The sequence below is a fragment of the Candidatus Kaiserbacteria bacterium genome (assembly GCA_017134395.1).
GTDB lineage: Bacteria > Patescibacteriota > Minisyncoccia > Phycocordibacterales > UBA2100 > UBA2100.
Map to the genome: position 1 here is coordinate 534,043 of CP070993.1, position 15,815 is coordinate 549,857.

The following is a 15,815-nucleotide window of genomic DNA, read 5'->3' on the forward strand; positions in this document are numbered from 1 at the left end:
GTTTACGTATAAACAAGGAACACTTTCCTTGTTAAAACAATCAGCACGGTAGGCACAAAAAATAAGCAAAAACCACCTCTGGGAAGCCTTGAGGATTCGCACAGAAAAAACCGCGAATCAACAAATATAGCGTATCACCCACATTATCGAGACCGCCTTTAGGCGGTTTTTGCGTACTAAAAATCCTCCGCTTAGTTTTCTAAGTGGAGGATTTTTAGAGCTAGGATACGTGATGCTTTTTTCGAAGCGCTTCTATTTCTTTTTCGTCCTCTTCTTCCCTTCTGTCTTTTCCTTTTTCTCCAAGTTTTTGTAACTCGTTTATTGGCAATTGAGCTAATTCAGCAGCCCTGTCTTCAAGGTATTCAGGGGTGTTTTGTTTTGGCTCATCAAGAACCTCTTCAAGAAGTGCATGGAGTATCCATCCTACTTTTGGTCCTGGCCCGTCACCTAATATTTCAATAATTTTGTCGCCATTAATTTTGAGCATAGCAACTGAAATAGGATCACGAAGCGCTTCGTCAACCATGGATTTGTATTTGCGAAAACGAAATGGTTGTTCTTTTGGCCGGCCCGTACCAATGCGATCGCAGGTGCGTAATTCAAGCAGTTCCTGAATGTGGTCAACTCCAACATTTTGTATCATTCGACGAACTGCACTGAGAGTTATTTGGTCAGGGTCGGAGAAAAACATATGCCAACGGACGAGCTTCTCTACGTTGTGTGCAGTATCTTTTGGAAATTTCAAGTCTCTTAATATTTTGCGTGTCATACGCGCTCCAATAACTTCGTGCCCATAGAATGTGTAATCATTTTTTACTGTGTCACGACGTCGGCTTTCTGGTTTCCCTATGTCGTGTAGTAATGCAGCAAGGCGTACATCAAAAGAATAGTTTTTGTCTGCGGCATGCTGTAGGCTGCGCATAAGGTGTTCGAACACATCGTATGAATGCGCTTGGTTTTGCTCACATCCAATACCCTCTTTGAGTTCAGGAATGATGTATTCCATTAATCCTAAGCGTTGTGCAAAAAATACTGCCTGCATCGGCGTGTCTGATGCAACGATTCGCATGAGCTCGTCTCGTACGCGTTCTTGAGAAACTTTTTCAATAAGCTGCGCATGCTCTGCTATTGCCGAGGCAGTTTTTGATTCGATTGTGAAGTTGAGCTCAGCTGCAAGGCGTATTGCACGCATCATACGTAGTGCGTCCTCTGTAAAACGATCTGTAGCTTCCCCGACAGTAACAATACGTTTTAATCGTATGTCCTCTACCCCTTTATATGGGTCTACAAGCTCGTCGCGCGTTGGATTGTATGCTATGGCATTCATCGTGAAATCACGTCGCTGTAGGTCGTCTGTGAGATTCTTGCTAAATGTTACTTCATCAGGATGGCGCGCGTTGCTGTATGTTGATTCGATTCTATAAGGGGTCACCTCGACCACTTTGAGCGTGGGGTCGTCAGACTCCGTTTTTACACCGACAGTCCCAAAATCATTTTCATAGAAAGAATCAGGAAATATTTTTTGAATTTCCTCAGGGTTAGCGTTTGTAGTAAGATCCCAATCTTTAGGAATCTTGTTGCGTATAAGATCGCGCGTACAACCCCCTACGAGGTATGCTTCGAAACCAGCATTCTCTAATGTCGTAACAATGGTAAGAACTTCTTGCGGTACAGAGTGTCTCATTGCTCAATTGTAGTACACCTATTGCTATGAAGCGAATATACCGTATGATTGCCAACACGCACCCGTGGTGAAATGGATATCATTACGGTCTTCGGAACCGTCGTTGGGGGTTCGAGTCCCTCCGGGTGCACAAATGGCCGCCCACAAAGCATTGCTTTGTGGGCGTTTGCCATTTCCACACCCGGAGGGACTCGAAAAGAGTCGTCGGTATACAAGATAATGAAGCGAAGCGAAATTAGGCTTGTCGGCGACGTCGGGGCAGCGAGTACTTAGCAAGGCCGCAGCCGAGCTTAGTACTGGCGCCGAGTCCCCACTTTGTAAGAGGTCATGAAGGCGTCAGGAAAATTATTCGTGACCGAGTCCCTCCCCCACTTCACAAAATTGCACCACGCCTAATTTGATATATAATCACTCTCACTTGCGGCTATATGAAACAAGCATATAGCCGCGGCGTTCAGACACAATGTCTACGCAAAGCGCATTGATGTCCCCCGATTTCACGTTCTTGTAAGCGAGCTTCCAGAAACATGAAATCGGAGCACATCTTTCTGCAAAATGCAGAAGCGCTCTGCTCTTCATTTGCGGCTATAGTTTAGTGGTATGACACGTCCTTGCCAAGGATGAGACGGGAGTTCGATTCTCCCTAGCCGCACAAATACACAGAAAGACTAGGTTCTCGCCTAGTCTTTCTGTGTATTTAGGCATTGTGCATAGAGAATCGAAAGACGGAAGCCTGCGTGCCTAAGCACGAGTAAGGGCTGAGTCCGGCCTGGAGCACTTAGTAGAATTAAGCCTGAAAGGCGCAAATTATACTTAGTGACTGGAGGCGATTCTCCCTAGAAAACTGACCAATTCTGGCCAGTTTATACTCGGAAGGTTTTTTAAAGGACAAAATTTGTTGATAACTCTGGGGATAGGTGGATAAAGGACATTTCTAACGGACATAAAAATGTCCGTTATCCCCAAAAATGTCCTTTATCAACAGACTTATGAACAGTTTTATCTTATTTGTGCACATTTGTGTTTCATAAGAAACAATATGAACTTTTCCTAGTATTAGAGCCATTTAACTCTTCCACATGTTTTCACGTGAAAACATAGAGAAGATTTAGGACAAGAATGGATGTTGAGGGTGTGAAACAAGCGGGTTCAAAATGACATATTTTCTCTATTTTTGCACGTTTGGCCCTAGTTAGTGTGACTTACTGTACTTATTAGTATTTCACGTGAAACTATGAAGTGAGTGAAGAATGCTTGTGTTTAACTGGCTCACCACAGTGTTTACATCGGATTGCGTCGATATCATGAGCGCTTAAGCCACAATTTGGGCATGTATAGTGCACTTTTGCCCCATGAAATATAGTTCTCGTAAGTTGCAAAAAGAGGGTAATACCTATAAGCATAGCCACCACAGAGAGCATTTTGCCCCACGGTCCTGCAGCTGTGACGTCACCATAGCCAGTTGTTGTAAGGGTGGAAACAGTGAAGTATAGTGCATCAAGGTAGGAATTTATATGTGGATTGAATTGTGCTTCAGCAACAAAGACTATGGCTGTCATTATTGCGAGAAACACAAAGAAGTTGAGTAGACTTTCAAGAGTTGCGCTGTATTGGTAGATAGTTTTGCTCTCTTTTTTGGCTAAATTCACCAAGTAGTAGGTGCGAAGGATCTTGAGTGAGCGCAAAACTCGCAAAAGTGCCAAGTTTCCTACCAAAAGTGGTGCAAAGAGTGAGACAATGACTAAAATATCTATTACGCTAAAGACGTTAAAGACAAACGAGAGCCTTCGGGGTGAAATCCATAAGCGCGCAAGATACTCTAAGAGGAAAAGAGTACCAAATACAATTTCCAGCACCTTCGTGAAAGAATGTCCTGGATTTGCAGCTTCTAATAGGAAAATGCCAAAAACTGCTACGTTTAAGAGGATAAGCACCCGGTTAAAGATAATGCTTTTACGAGTGCGCTTGTGAAAGAGAGTAGTGAGTTGCTTTTTTACTTTGGGAAAAGAACTTTTCTTCATTACAATATGCTAGCATAGTTTCACGTGAAATCATGAGTAGAAACAAAGATATTGGGAATACTGGAGAGCACATAGCCGCACGTTTTTTAGAGACGAAGGGGTTTTCTATTTTAGGTAAGAATTACAGCAAGAAATGGGGTGAACTCGACATTATTGCTAAGAAAGAAGGAGTAGTGCATTTTGTGGAAGTAAAAACAATTTCACGTGAAACTCAAAACATAGTTTCACGTGAAAATAATTCTGCGTATAGAGCGGAAGAGAATATGCATAAGAAAAAGATAGAGCGTTTACATAGGGCTATTCAGAGTTATATAGAGGAGTTCAATGTAAAAGAGGATTGGCAGTTAGATTTAGTGACTGTAGTTCTTTTTATAAAGGACAAAAAAGCTGAGTGTCGATTTGTAGAAAATGTCCTTTAGATTATAAAGGACATTCTTACGGACATTTTAAATAGAGAATTCAGTGCTGCACAAGATAATAAAGAGACTCAGACCTATGATCTAATATATTGGAAGAATGAAGAAATGTGTGCAATAATGCCCCCGACCCAAAAGCACTCATTGTTTCATTAGTGTTCGTAACTGAATGGGTCATACGCTATCGGGGCGTAGCATAGTGGTAGTGTACTCGCTTTGGGAGCGAGCGGTCCGAGTTCGATTCTCGGCGCCCCGACCAAAATCTTAAAGTCCATGCGCAGCATGGGCTTTTTAGATTCTAATTTGTATATCTGCAGTAGAGAAACTTGACAGTATTATGGCTGGCAGTATCTTATATATATGCACGTGAACATACATAAGATTATATTTCTGAATCTGATTGGTCTCAGCGAGGCATCTGTGTGGGTACGAGTATAAATATAAAAAATTTTAAACTCAAGCACCCGCACAAAGCGGGCTTTTTGTTTGGTTTTTCAGTCAGTGTATATAACGTTTTGGTATGTACTGACTGGGGAAGCAATGAGGCTTTTTCAGAAAAAGGAGGTCAATATGACCGAAAGAGAACGACATTCGGAGGACCCCGTCCTAACCACCAATGGGATTGATGGTATGAGTGAGGGGGATGAATTGGACAAACCCAACGAAAATACTGCGCCTGTAGTACATAAATTGGGATGGGATCCGGAAGAGCCGGGTGAGAATCTTTCAGACAAACGCTGTCGTTTAGGCGGCTGAACCTTCTGCGAGCGTGGCGGAGACATCTCTGTCACGCTCGTTTTATATTGGGAAGTAGGGGAGTAGGTTTGGTACAGTAGTTTCTCCAAACTCCTGTACACGATTTTCAAAGTCACCGATATTTAGAAAGGATAAGAGAGTATTTCCGGTGTGTATTTGCAGACTTCTATCAATATGCGAAAGAGTGAGCGCACGCAAGTCGCGCTCTGCTGTAGTATTTCCTACACTGCTGGTCACAATAATTCCAACCAATTTGTTCCATTGGTTCATTACTGCTCCGCCTGAGGACCCACCTTGAGCAACGATTGTCCCACCAAGTGATAGAATATCGATGAGAGCTTCTGAGAACGTATACACTTTCTGTATTTCTACTGTTGTCGATACCGGCCAGAGGCCTCGTTGTAAGAGCGCGCTACCTAGAAAGCCTGCTGGATAACTAGCGAGTAATACAGGATCATTCATTGTGGTAACTGCTTCTCGTGTGTCGAACGATACGAAAGGAAAAGTGAGCGGCTTTTCAGTCCCGTCTGTAGTACCAGTTATGTAGAGAAGCGCCCAATCATGTTCTCCAGTTCCTGTTGGTGTCTCCAATTGTAAATCTTTGCCATGATTTTGTGCCCACATATACGGGAAAGTAAGTATCTCAGCAGTGTATTTTGTTTTGGCGGGGGATCCAGAGCGTATAACACACGAAATAATGGCGTTAGGGTGCTCTTTCACTAGCAAATATTGTGCCACATGTGCGTTGGTAAGAATTACTCCTCGTGGATCGATTATAATCCCGCTACCTATTGCGCCAGATACAGACGAACCAGGTGTGCTAGCACAGAGTATGTTTACTAAGGCAGGGGAGGAGACAGTATTTACAACTTCTAAAGGAAGCGGTGGAGTTTCGTAAAATGAAGGTGTCGGAGTCGGTGCCTCTATGATTGGCGAAGTGACTATAATTTCTGATTCGATAATTATTTCGGGAGTGATCTCTACGCCAGCTGGCAGATTTATATGCTCCGACTCTATTTGTGGCTCTTGTAATACAGCAGGTTCTTCAATTAGCTCTTCATCAACTACAAGAGTCGCACTTTGCTCTATTGAGCTTATTACGGCACCTTGTTGCGTGTATCCAGGTATAAACGTAGAAACGGCTAATAACGTAGCAGTGGCTACACTGGCTAGGAATAGATAGATTGTAGTAATAAGGCTCTCTAACATGCCGATAGCATACACGTGCTTGAGCTTGAGAGCCAGTCTGGTAGTATGTGCCTTGTCCTAATAAGACATGTGGGCGTAGTTACGTGCAAAATAACTATCCCACAACAGCCTTGCTGTTGTAGATTCGGGTAGTGGACACAGTAGAAGGGTAGAGATAATTGCGGGTGTAGTTAAGTGGTATAACAACAGCCTTCCAAGCTGTGGTCGGGAGTTCGATTCTCCCCACCCGCACATTAGAAGACAGCTACATTGATTTCAGAGAAGACCCTTGTAACTAGCGGTGGATTTCACTGGAATGTTCGAGTGTATAAGACAGTACGTACGTGGTGCTCGTAATATGTAGAGCTAGAGCCTTTTGAAAGTTCGAGAAGTTGCCAACTCTTGGGGGCATTGCTGTTCGTATACTGCTATTCCAATGGTAGCTCGTTCTCATCTTTGTCTTTCCACGGCCACGAATTCTCTCGTTCCATGCGTTCATATTCACGCGTACACAGCAAAAAGTACTGTTCAAGTTCTGGTGGCAAGTTGCTCTCATTTTCCATAGAGACATGATACCGCATTAATTCTATTTCGATATTTTTCAGCAACTAATAAAGAAAACCCAGTCACCGTTAAGTGTCTGGGTTTTATGGCGGAGCCAATTAGGATTGGCTTTTCGAGCCGCGTTCAATGCCGAGCAGAGTGATTGCATCGCACACTGATGACTCATCGTACATCTCGCAAGCGTCATTGATTGCTGAGACGTGAATGAAGCCATTCGGACTAACTTCCAAGACGAGCTTTTGGTAAGCAGGACTCGTCCTGACTTCAGCGTCCCAACCATCCTTGAATTTTTTGAGATTTTGCAACGCTTGCTCCGGTGAAACCGAGCATGTCATGACATTCTCCTTTTGGTTGCTGATAGCAAGTGCCGAGCGTTCAATCAGCAGCGGCTGGCAACAACCAAATAAATGCGTGTAGAGACTACCATATAACCCAAAAAAATACCATGTTTTACATACCAACTGCCTCTGTTCCCTATGTTTTGGTTCGGGGTTTGTGGATGAGCCTTGAAACAGCATCAATGGCTTCCGATGAAGTAACCGCAGCCACTAATTCCTCGAAGTCTAAATTTGTCACCTGCTGTGGTCTTCGAGAAGTGGCTCGACCTTGTGCACATATATAACAAAAGACTGGGCAAAAATCCAGTCTTTTGTTATATAAAAACCCCCGCTCGTGCGGGGGTTTTTATTTAAATAGGAAGAAAATTATGCTCCCTTAACTGCGTCCTTAAGTGCCTTAGCTGCGCGGAACTTAGGTACTCGCATTGCTGCGATCTGGATAGATTCACCAGTTCGCGGGTTGCGTCCTGTTCGTGCTGCTCGCATCTTAGCTTCGAAGATACCCAATCCTGCGATTGATACTTCGTCACCGCTCTTAAGACCATCTACGATACCGTCGATGATAGCTTCAACAGCGCGTTCTGCGTCTGCTTTTGTACCTCCGAGTACATCGTGTACTTTGTCTGCAAGTGCTGCTTTATTCATAGTATTTTTATTATTGTGATAAAAGCGACCTTATGTCTCAAAGCATTATATAGAGCGGTCTATTTTGTGCAATAGGAAGAGGGTACTTACTATTTATCAAAATTCTTTCGATATAAACTTTTTTTGTACGTTCCGAGCACAGAAATATGCTTGGTGTGGTCTTCTAATTCCTCAAGAGCCTCTTTAAGAGGTGACTCGTCTGCCTTTCCAAGACATTCAAGGTAGAAGTGAGCTTCTTTATGGCGTTGCATAGGAACAAAGCTTTCTAGCTTTATGATGTTTATTTCATGTTTAGCAAAAGAACCGAGAGATTCGTATAGTGCTGCTGGATTGTCTAGCACGTCGTATACAATACTGGTTATGCAATCACCATTTAGTGGCTTATCTACAGGGTTTTTTGTCAGTATAAGAAATCGCGTGACGTTATCGTTGGAATCTTGCATATTCTCTTGCAGAACATGGACTGTGTCATATAGGGTTGCTGCGTATACTGAAGCAAGTGCTGCATAGGCCTTATTTCCAGTATCAGAAATGAAGGAAACAGCTTTAGCGGTGTCCCCATACGGAACTGGCTCTATATTAAGAGATCGTAAATTTTTTGTACATTGTGAAAGCGCTTCACGATGACTATACACTTGTTTTACGTCTTTGAGCGAAGTTCCCTTTAAAGCTATAAGAGCATGACGAATAGGTAGAAAATGCTCAGCGATGACTGTCAAGCCGCTTTTTGGCAACAAATGATGTAAATCTGCAACACGCCCTGCTGTTGAATTTTCAATAGGAAGAAGCGCGTGAGTCGCTTCCGCGTTCTTAACTGCTTCGATAACTGCATCAAACGTAGGGTAGCCAACACGCCCTGCTGTAGGGTCATATTCTGCAGCAGCAATACTCGAATAGGAACCTTCGACACCTTGATAGGCTATTTTTAGGTTCTGCATACAGTGGAATTAACGCGCAAACTCGATTGAGCGACTTTCACGGATAACGTTGATCTTCACTTCTCCTGGATAATTGAGTTCGTTCTCTATTTTTAGCGCGATATCTCGGGCTAGTGTCCGTGCTTCCGTGTCAGTAACTTCTTCTGGTTTCACAAAGATACGTACTTCACGCCCAGCGGATATAGCATAACTTTTATCAATACCTGGGAAGCTATTTGCAACAGCCTCAAGTTCTTCCAGTCGTTTTATGTAGTTTTCTACCGTATCACGTCGTGCTCCAGGGCGTCCAGCTGAGATAGCATCGGCAACTTGTACGATGTAGCTTTCAGGGTTTGAGTACGGATACTCTTCGTGATGCGCTTCCATTGCTTTTATAACTTCTGGGTCAACATTAAACTTGGCAAGAATACGTCGTCCAATTTCTACGTGGGTACCGGTTACTTCATGGTCAACTGCCTTGCCAATATCGTGTAAAAGGGCACCGGCGCGTGCGACTTGTACATCTGCACCAACTTCTTCTGCGATGATAGCAGCAATATGTGCCATTTCAGTTGAGTGAATAAGTACGTTTTGCCCGTAACTTGTACGGAAATGTAGTCGTCCTAATACAATAAGTAGTTTTGGATCAAGATTATGTACTCCTACTTCGTAGGCTGCTTCTTCACCACGTTTTTTGATGATGACGTTGATTTCTTCACGTGCTTTTTCAACAGTATCTTCAATTTTTGCAGGCTGAATACGTCCATCAATCATGAGATTTTCAAGAGCAACGCGAGCAACTTGCCGACGTATTGGATCGAATGATGAAATCGTGATAGCACCAGGTGTGTCATCAACAATAACGTCTACTCCAGTTGCTCGTTCAAATGCGCGGATGTTTCGTCCTTCCTTGCCAATGATTTTACCCTTAATTTCCTCATTAGGAAGCATAACCGTGGTTGAAAGCACGTCTGCTTGCAGGTTATTACCTACACGATGGATGGCTGTGGTGATAATATCTTGCGCTTTTCGTTCGTATTTTTCTATACCTTCCCGTTCCAGTTTTTGTAGACGAACATGTAAATCTTCCTCGTGAGTCGATTCAACTTGCTTTAACAATTCGCTTTTTGCTTCTTCTACTGAGAGTCCAGCAGTTTTTTGAAGAGCATCTTCCCGTTCAGCAAGCTTTTTTTCAGCTTCTTCACGTAATTCTTTTACGCGTTCAGCCTTCGTTTTCATTTCTTCGTGATCTTCATCGAGATCACCTTGCCGTTTATCAAGGAGTTCTTCTTTGCGAATAAGGCGATCTTCAGTTTTCTTAAGATCACCTTCCTTTTCTTTTAATTCACCTGTACGTTCAGCGATTATTTTATCGGATTTTTTCTCCGCGTCTTCCGTGATGCGCTTGGCATCTTCTTTAGCCTCAAGCATCATTTGCTTGATTTGTAGCTCCATTGAGCCACGTTTACCGAGGGATACTATCCAACGTAGAAAGTATCCGAACCCAGTACCGAATGCTGCTGCGAGGAGCAACAGCATGAGTATTACTTTTAATGACATATGTTTTTATGCCCACTTATCTTACTTGTATGCTTTTTTGTTGGAGTGCTTCGGTTCTTGTAGAGAGGAATTACGGGAGGTTCACTTGCACAAAAGAGTCAAAACGCGTCAGAAAGCGGGGAAATTTACTGAAAATGATTAAATTACAACCAGTACGTATGAGAATACCAGAAATTTGACAATACGCAAAAAGAAAAGCATATCGTACATATAAAAACGGCGACCAAAGGTCGCCGTTTTTATAAGAGGTAAAGAAACTTACGCAAGTACTTTATCGATTATCCCGTACTTCTTTGCTTCGTCTGCAGTCATAAAGAAGTCACGGTCGACGTCTTTATCAATTTGTGCAAGTTTTTGCCCAGTGTTTTTCGCAAGGATTTTATTTAGAGATTCACGAAGACGTAAAATGTGACGTGCGCTAATTTCAATGTCAGTTGCTTGTCCTTGTGCACCTCCCATTGGTTGGTGAATCATTACTTCTGAGTTTGGTAGCGCAAAACGTTTACCTTTCGCTCCGGCACTGAGTAATACTGATCCCATTGAAGCTGCCATTCCAACACAGATAGTCGAGACATCTGGCTTGATGTGTTTCATGGTGTCGAGAATAGCAAGTCCTGCACTTACATGACCTCCGGGAGAGTTTATGTAGAGTGCGATGTCTGCCTTCGGGTCTTCAGATTGCAGAAAAAGAAGTTGCGCAATAATTAAGTTGGCAACATGGTCGTCGATACCACCACCTAGAAAGATTATACGTTCCTTAAGTAGACGAGAGTATATATCGTATGCACGTTCACCGTATTGGCCTTTCTCTATAACCATCGGTACGAGTTGTGCGCTTGGTGTGTTATTTTCATTGTTCATATTCGCGAAATATACCACGAGTCGGGCACAACTCAAACAAATACTCAATAAAGTAAACGCCTCAGTGACTGAGGCGTTTACTATTTCTGTGGCTTATTTACTGCTCCCAAAGGATTCAAAGTATTTGAATACCATTTCGTTGCGTTTTGTTGTTTCGGTGTAGATTCTAATGTTCTGTTCGTCTGCTTGTGGGTACGCCTGCTTTATGTGATCGACTTCTTTTTGAACGTCTTCTTCATCTGGAGTTATTTTTTGTTCTTTAGAGATGGTATTTAGTATGAGCTGCAATTTTCCGCGTTTTTCTGCCTCAGGTTCCCAGTCCTTATGCAGTTCTTCAATAGTTTTACCAACGTTCTTTAGGTAATCTTCAAGTTTTGTTCCAGTTTGTGCAACTTCTGACTCCATCTGCATTTGAATACGTTGTATTTCTTGGTCAACCAACAGTTTTGGCAATTCTATCTTTGAATCAGCAATAATTTTCTCAACAGTTTCGATACGTTTCTTTTCGATTCCGCGAAGTTTCTTTTCTTCGAGGATGTTTTCCTTAACTTTTGCTTCGAAGTCTGCGACAGTTTTAAAGTCACCAAGTTTCTGTACAAATTCTTCGTTTAATTCAGGTAGGTCTTCATCTTTTATTTCTTCTGGAACTTTTGGTTGATCAGTACCGTCACTTTTTTGTTTTTCGTACGCATCTACCTGTGCTCGCTGGCGACGGATATGATTAAGAGTCTCCGTTAACTCTTTATCGGTAACTTCAAACTTTTCTTCCTTACTGAATATACTTTTAGCTATTTTTGTATAATCAGCGAGCTTAATCTCAGGCATAACGGCAGTAGTGGCAGTAAATTCAAGGGGGTTACCAACTGCTAGTTTTGTAATCTGTATTTGAGGAGAACCAATAGCATCTATTTTTTCTTCAACTACAATTTGAGGGTATACATCAGCAAGCGCCATGTTTGCGGCTTTCTCCATAACTTTACTGTCTCCAATGTGCCCTACAAGCATATCTTCAGGTACATGACCCTTACGAAAACCAGGAACCTCTACGTTTGCGCCCAATTTCTTGAGGGCCTTCTTTCGATACTCTGCGATTACTTCAGCGGGTACGGTAGCTGATATTTCATATTCAGAGCCGTCTAATTTTTTAGTTTTTACATCTGTATATTGTGTGTTTGTCATGCGCGTGAGTGTATCAGCTGTTAAACGACAATGCAAAACCGCCCAGTCGTAGTTTTGGTCGATAGAAATCTCTATTTCTCAAAACTACGACTGGGCGGTTTTTACCTCACTCAGATACTCTTATATCTAGAGTTCTAACTCGAGTGATTCGAGATCAGCTTCGAGTTGCGCTTCGAATGCAGCGGTATCAAATGTACCTAAATCATTCTCAATTTGCACTGGTTCGTCGCTTGGTGCCGCTATATCTTCATTAAGGTTCTCTTCAAGAATTGCATCTTCGTTGGGTGCAGTATCTATACCTCTAAGAGAATCCCAGAAGTACAAACCGCCAAATACAAGGAGGATAACGATTATGATGATACCTACAAGAGGGCCAGTGCCACCTGATTTACCAGGTGTTTCTGTAACTGGCACATCTGTTTGCACTGGTTGTTCGGTTGGCTTCTGTGCTGGGGGAGTGTTGTTGTATTGTTCTTCCATACGTTACGTTTATTAGAGTGATTATTCAGTTTCGTCTGAATCATCAGCTGGGTTAGTAATGTCTTTTATTGCTCGTGTAGCATCTTTAAGTGCACTGTGCGCTTCTTTTACCAATTCTGTTGCACCACGCACTGCTTCCTTCATTGAATCGAGGTGGTCCCGTGGAGTATCTGACTCAAGTGCCTCGGTAAATATAGTTCGAGCATTAGCTACTGCACTCGATGCTTCGCTAATTGCTTGCTCTGCTTCTACAGCGGCAGTCGTTGCAAATGCCGTATCAACTCCATCTGCATCTAGTTGTGCAAGTTTGTTGTGTATACGGTCTAGGATGCCGGTAAAACTATCCAGTGCCCCCCCAAGGCGTCCGAGGATGCCTTCTAGTTGACCTTTGATTCGGTTTCCAGCTTCACTTTTAATCTCGGCCTTTAATTCGCCACGTTGTTCGCGGATTTCTTCACGGAGATTTGCTGCACGTCCACGGAATTCGTCTCGTTTTTGTAATGCCTCTTCTCGCATTGTCTCTCGTTCTGCGCGCGCTGCTTCCAATATTGTTTGTCGTTCCTCTGGTGTATCAGCTGCATCAAGCGCTTCTTTTATTTCGCTTTTGCGTGCCTCGAATTCTTCTTTCGCACCATCTCGCATTTCTTTGCCTTCATTAGTAAGTTCTTTACGCGTTTCAATAACGCGATTTTGAAATGCGTCTCTCTTTTCCTCAATTATATTGCGTATATCCTCGTTCTCTTCTTTTACTTCCTCCCTGTTTGCACGAAACGCTTCTCGTGCCTCTTTGGTGTCAGCTTGTAGTGATCTGAATGGAATGGGTTTTCCATCTGGGCTATTTATTCTATCTGTTGCAGGAGCAGGGAAAGCCTCTTGCGCCGAAACAACTTGTACACCAGCAACAAATGCCAATGTAACAATTATTGCAAGCGTAACAGCAACCGATAATGAATGAGTGTTTGTCATAAGATGTATATATTAATAATTTGTAACGTACAGAAAATATGCGACGGGAGCCGCTTTTCTTACTGTATATGGTAACACCCCCTGCTCGCGTAGCGAGCAGGGGGTGTTAATTGAGCTTTGATAAGCGTTTTATTGTTATCTACTTCTCAAACTTCTCTTTATAGAGAGCAATTCCTTCAGTAATTGCTTTTTTCGCGGCTTTCGCTCCTTCAATACCGTTCACTTCTACCTCTTTATCTTGGAGTTTCTTGTATGTTCCAAAAAAGTGTTCGATTTCTTTCAAGGTATGTGGATTAACGTCAGCTTTGTCTTGCACGGCGTCCCAGCGCGGGTCTTCTGTTGGCACTGCGATAACTTTGTCATCGTTGTCACCACCATCAATCATCTTCAGGAGTGCTACTGGCCGTACGCGAGCTAATATTCCCGGGTATAGAGGATGTGTTGTAAGGACGATAACGTCAAGTGCATCGTCGTCGTGCCAATATGTTTGCGGTACGAACCCGTAATCAAATGGGTAGTCTTGTGCTGTGTGCATGACTCGATCGAGTGCAATCATGCCTGTCTCTTTGTCGATTTCGTACTTATTTTTTGAACCGCGGTTGATCTCAATAATAACGTTTGCTTCATTAGGAGTGTTTTCACCTGCGGATACATCGTGCTGAAGGTTCATAGTAGTAGTTTAGTTAGTTTTGTTAAAGATATTTACTAGAATAACGTACTTATTCCTTTCCTGCTTCCTTTTCTGTGTCAGTATCTGCTTCTTCGTTTACTTCTTCTGTTTCGTCTTCTGGAGCTTCTTTTTTCTCCTCCTGTTCCTCAACTGCCTCTTCCTTGTGATTTTCAACTTCTTCCACTGCTTCTTTTGTTTCGGCTGGGGCTGGTATTTCAACTTCTCCGTCCTCATCAGTTTCAGCGAGTGCTTCTCCTTTGGCTGATTTAATATCAATACCCCAACCAGTAAGTTTAGCGGCAAGACGTACGTTTTGCCCACCACGACCGATTGCAAGTGATTGCTGGTCCTCGGTTACTTCAACAGCAGCACGTTTCTCTTCTTCAGAAATCTCTACTGAAAGAATTTCTGCTGGTGAGAGTGCGCGCTCGATAAATTCACGCGTGTCTTCTGCCCATTCAATGATGTCTATTTTTTCTCCGCCGAGTTCACTTGTTACGGTAGAAACACGCACTCCTCTTTGTCCAACAAGTGAACCAACAGGATCAATGTGATCATCGTGCGTTACTACGGCAATCTTAGAGCGAGAACCAGCTTCACGTGCAACTTCTTTTATTTCTATTGTTCCATTTGCAAGTTCTGGAGACTCAAGTTCGAATAAACGTACTAAGAACTGCGGGTGGGAACGTGACAACTTTAAGAATGTCCCGCGAGGGCTTTCATCTACTTTGTATAAAAGAGCGCGAATCCGCTCACCTTGACGGTATCGCTCACCGGGGATTTGTTCTTCGTACGGTAAGATGCCAGTTGCGCGCCCGAGGTCTACATAGAGGTTTCCACGTTCAAATCGTTGTACGTGTCCTGAAACTACCTGACCTTCATGTTCACCAAACTCTTCTATAATAGATACTTTTTCAGCTTCACGAATCTTCTGCATAATGACCTGCTTAGCTGTTTGTGCTGCAATGCGGCCAAAGTCTTCTTGTGCTTCAAGAGGGAAATCTACTTCGTCATCAAGTTCAACTCCTTTCTTAATGAGGCGAGCATCTTCAATCATGATGTGATGTTCTGGATTGAAACGAGTTCGGTCGTCGTCTGCCGCCACTTCTTCTGGCTCTTCTCCCTCCACATCTTCTGGGCGAACAAGCGTTTCGTCTACGACGATCTTTATCTGCTTAAATTCCACATCTCCAACTTCAGTGTTGAATGCAGCACGAATAATCTGACCACGTTTTCCGTACTCTTTTTTATATGCCGCCGCAAGAGCCATCTCGATAGCGCTAATGACCTTCTCGCGTGGAATGCCTCGGTCTTCTTCTAGCTCACCAAGGACTGAATTAATTACTTTTAAATCAAATAAACTCATAGTTTTTTAGGTTACCACACTGATTTTTGTAAAAAGAAAGACCGGCACAAGCCGGACTATTCATAAACAGTATGTGCTACGCAGTATACCTACTGCTTGTAATCAAGTCAATACTACTGAGGTCTTGCATAAAGGTGCTTCTACACAGTAAAAAAGGGCTTTAAATGCGGCATTTGGTATACTTACATACAAGAGGGTGCAGTA

At 42.9% G+C, this 15,815-nt stretch carries 13 protein-coding genes and 4 tRNA genes; 5 read left to right on the plus strand and 12 right to left on the minus strand.

The annotated features are described in order from the left end of the window. Window positions 1-220: 220 nt before the first annotated feature. Window positions 221-1,684, minus strand: coding sequence for an HD domain-containing protein (locus JXR01_02805; GenBank protein QSH39211.1), 1,464 nt, complete (start codon window positions 1,682-1,684; stop codon window positions 221-223). Between the two features lie 58 nt (window positions 1,685-1,742). On the opposite strand from JXR01_02805, the gene JXR01_02810 reads away from it, so the two are divergent. Continuing rightward, window positions 1,743-1,814, plus strand: a tRNA-Arg gene (locus JXR01_02810). 451 nt (window positions 1,815-2,265) lie between these two features. Next, window positions 2,266-2,336: transfer RNA gene (locus tag JXR01_02815), tRNA-Gly, on the plus strand. Window positions 2,337-2,916: 580 nt separating this feature from the next. Here JXR01_02815 and JXR01_02820 read toward each other — a convergent pair. Beyond that, window positions 2,917-3,705, minus strand: coding sequence for an ion transporter (locus JXR01_02820; GenBank protein ID QSH39212.1), 789 nt, complete (start codon window positions 3,703-3,705; stop codon window positions 2,917-2,919). A 32-nt stretch (window positions 3,706-3,737) separates the two neighbouring features. Between JXR01_02820 and JXR01_02825 the strand changes: the two genes are divergently transcribed. Both JXR01_02825 and JXR01_02830 read left to right on the plus strand, forming a co-directional pair. Beyond that, window positions 3,738-4,124, plus strand: coding sequence for a YraN family protein (locus tag JXR01_02825; protein ID QSH39213.1), 387 nt, complete (start codon window positions 3,738-3,740; stop codon window positions 4,122-4,124). A gap of 182 nt (window positions 4,125-4,306) precedes the next feature. After that, window positions 4,307-4,380, plus strand: a tRNA-Pro gene (locus JXR01_02830). A gap of 539 nt (window positions 4,381-4,919) precedes the next feature. Here the strand turns inward: JXR01_02830 and JXR01_02835 are convergent. Next, on the minus strand, window positions 4,920-6,086 hold the full coding sequence (locus JXR01_02835; GenBank protein ID QSH39214.1) for a trypsin-like peptidase domain-containing protein: 1,167 nt from the start codon (window positions 6,084-6,086) through the stop codon (window positions 4,920-4,922). Between the two features lie 160 nt (window positions 6,087-6,246). Here JXR01_02835 and JXR01_02840 point away from each other — a divergent pair. Further along, a tRNA-Gly gene (locus JXR01_02840) sits at window positions 6,247-6,317 on the plus strand. Between the two features lie 1,016 nt (window positions 6,318-7,333). Here the strand turns inward: JXR01_02840 and JXR01_02845 are convergent. The 9 genes from JXR01_02845 to nusA form a co-directional block, all read right to left on the minus strand. After that, entirely contained in the window at window positions 7,334-7,612 is a 279-nt protein-coding gene (locus JXR01_02845; GenBank protein QSH39215.1) for an HU family DNA-binding protein, read from the minus strand. Window positions 7,613-7,701: 89 nt separating this feature from the next. Next, complete coding sequence (locus JXR01_02850) at window positions 7,702-8,550, minus strand: prephenate dehydratase (protein ID QSH39216.1); 849 nt, start codon at window positions 8,548-8,550, stop codon at window positions 7,702-7,704. A gap of 9 nt (window positions 8,551-8,559) precedes the next feature. Next, complete coding sequence (gene rny, locus JXR01_02855) at window positions 8,560-10,089, minus strand: ribonuclease Y (protein QSH39217.1); 1,530 nt, start codon at window positions 10,087-10,089, stop codon at window positions 8,560-8,562. Between the two features lie 258 nt (window positions 10,090-10,347). Beyond that, window positions 10,348-10,950, minus strand: coding sequence for an ATP-dependent Clp endopeptidase proteolytic subunit ClpP (gene clpP, locus JXR01_02860; protein ID QSH39218.1), 603 nt, complete (start codon window positions 10,948-10,950; stop codon window positions 10,348-10,350). Between the two features lie 93 nt (window positions 10,951-11,043). After that, a complete protein-coding gene (locus JXR01_02865; GenBank protein ID QSH39219.1) occupies window positions 11,044-12,129 on the minus strand; it encodes a hypothetical protein in 1,086 nt (361 codons plus the stop codon). Window positions 12,130-12,255: 126 nt separating this feature from the next. Further along, the gene (locus JXR01_02870; protein QSH39220.1) at window positions 12,256-12,609 is read right to left on the minus strand and encodes a hypothetical protein; all 354 of its coding nucleotides are present in this window, start codon (window positions 12,607-12,609) and stop codon (window positions 12,256-12,258) included. Between the two features lie 21 nt (window positions 12,610-12,630). After that, complete coding sequence (locus JXR01_02875) at window positions 12,631-13,575, minus strand: hypothetical protein (GenBank protein ID QSH39221.1); 945 nt, start codon at window positions 13,573-13,575, stop codon at window positions 12,631-12,633. 139 nt (window positions 13,576-13,714) lie between these two features. Then, complete coding sequence (locus JXR01_02880; protein QSH39222.1) at window positions 13,715-14,245, minus strand: inorganic diphosphatase; 531 nt, start codon at window positions 14,243-14,245, stop codon at window positions 13,715-13,717. A 49-nt stretch (window positions 14,246-14,294) separates the two neighbouring features. Then, window positions 14,295-15,611, minus strand: a complete 1,317-nt coding sequence (gene nusA, locus JXR01_02885) for a transcription termination/antitermination protein NusA (protein ID QSH39223.1) — start codon at window positions 15,609-15,611, stop codon at window positions 14,295-14,297. Window positions 15,612-15,815: the final 204 nt, after the last annotated feature.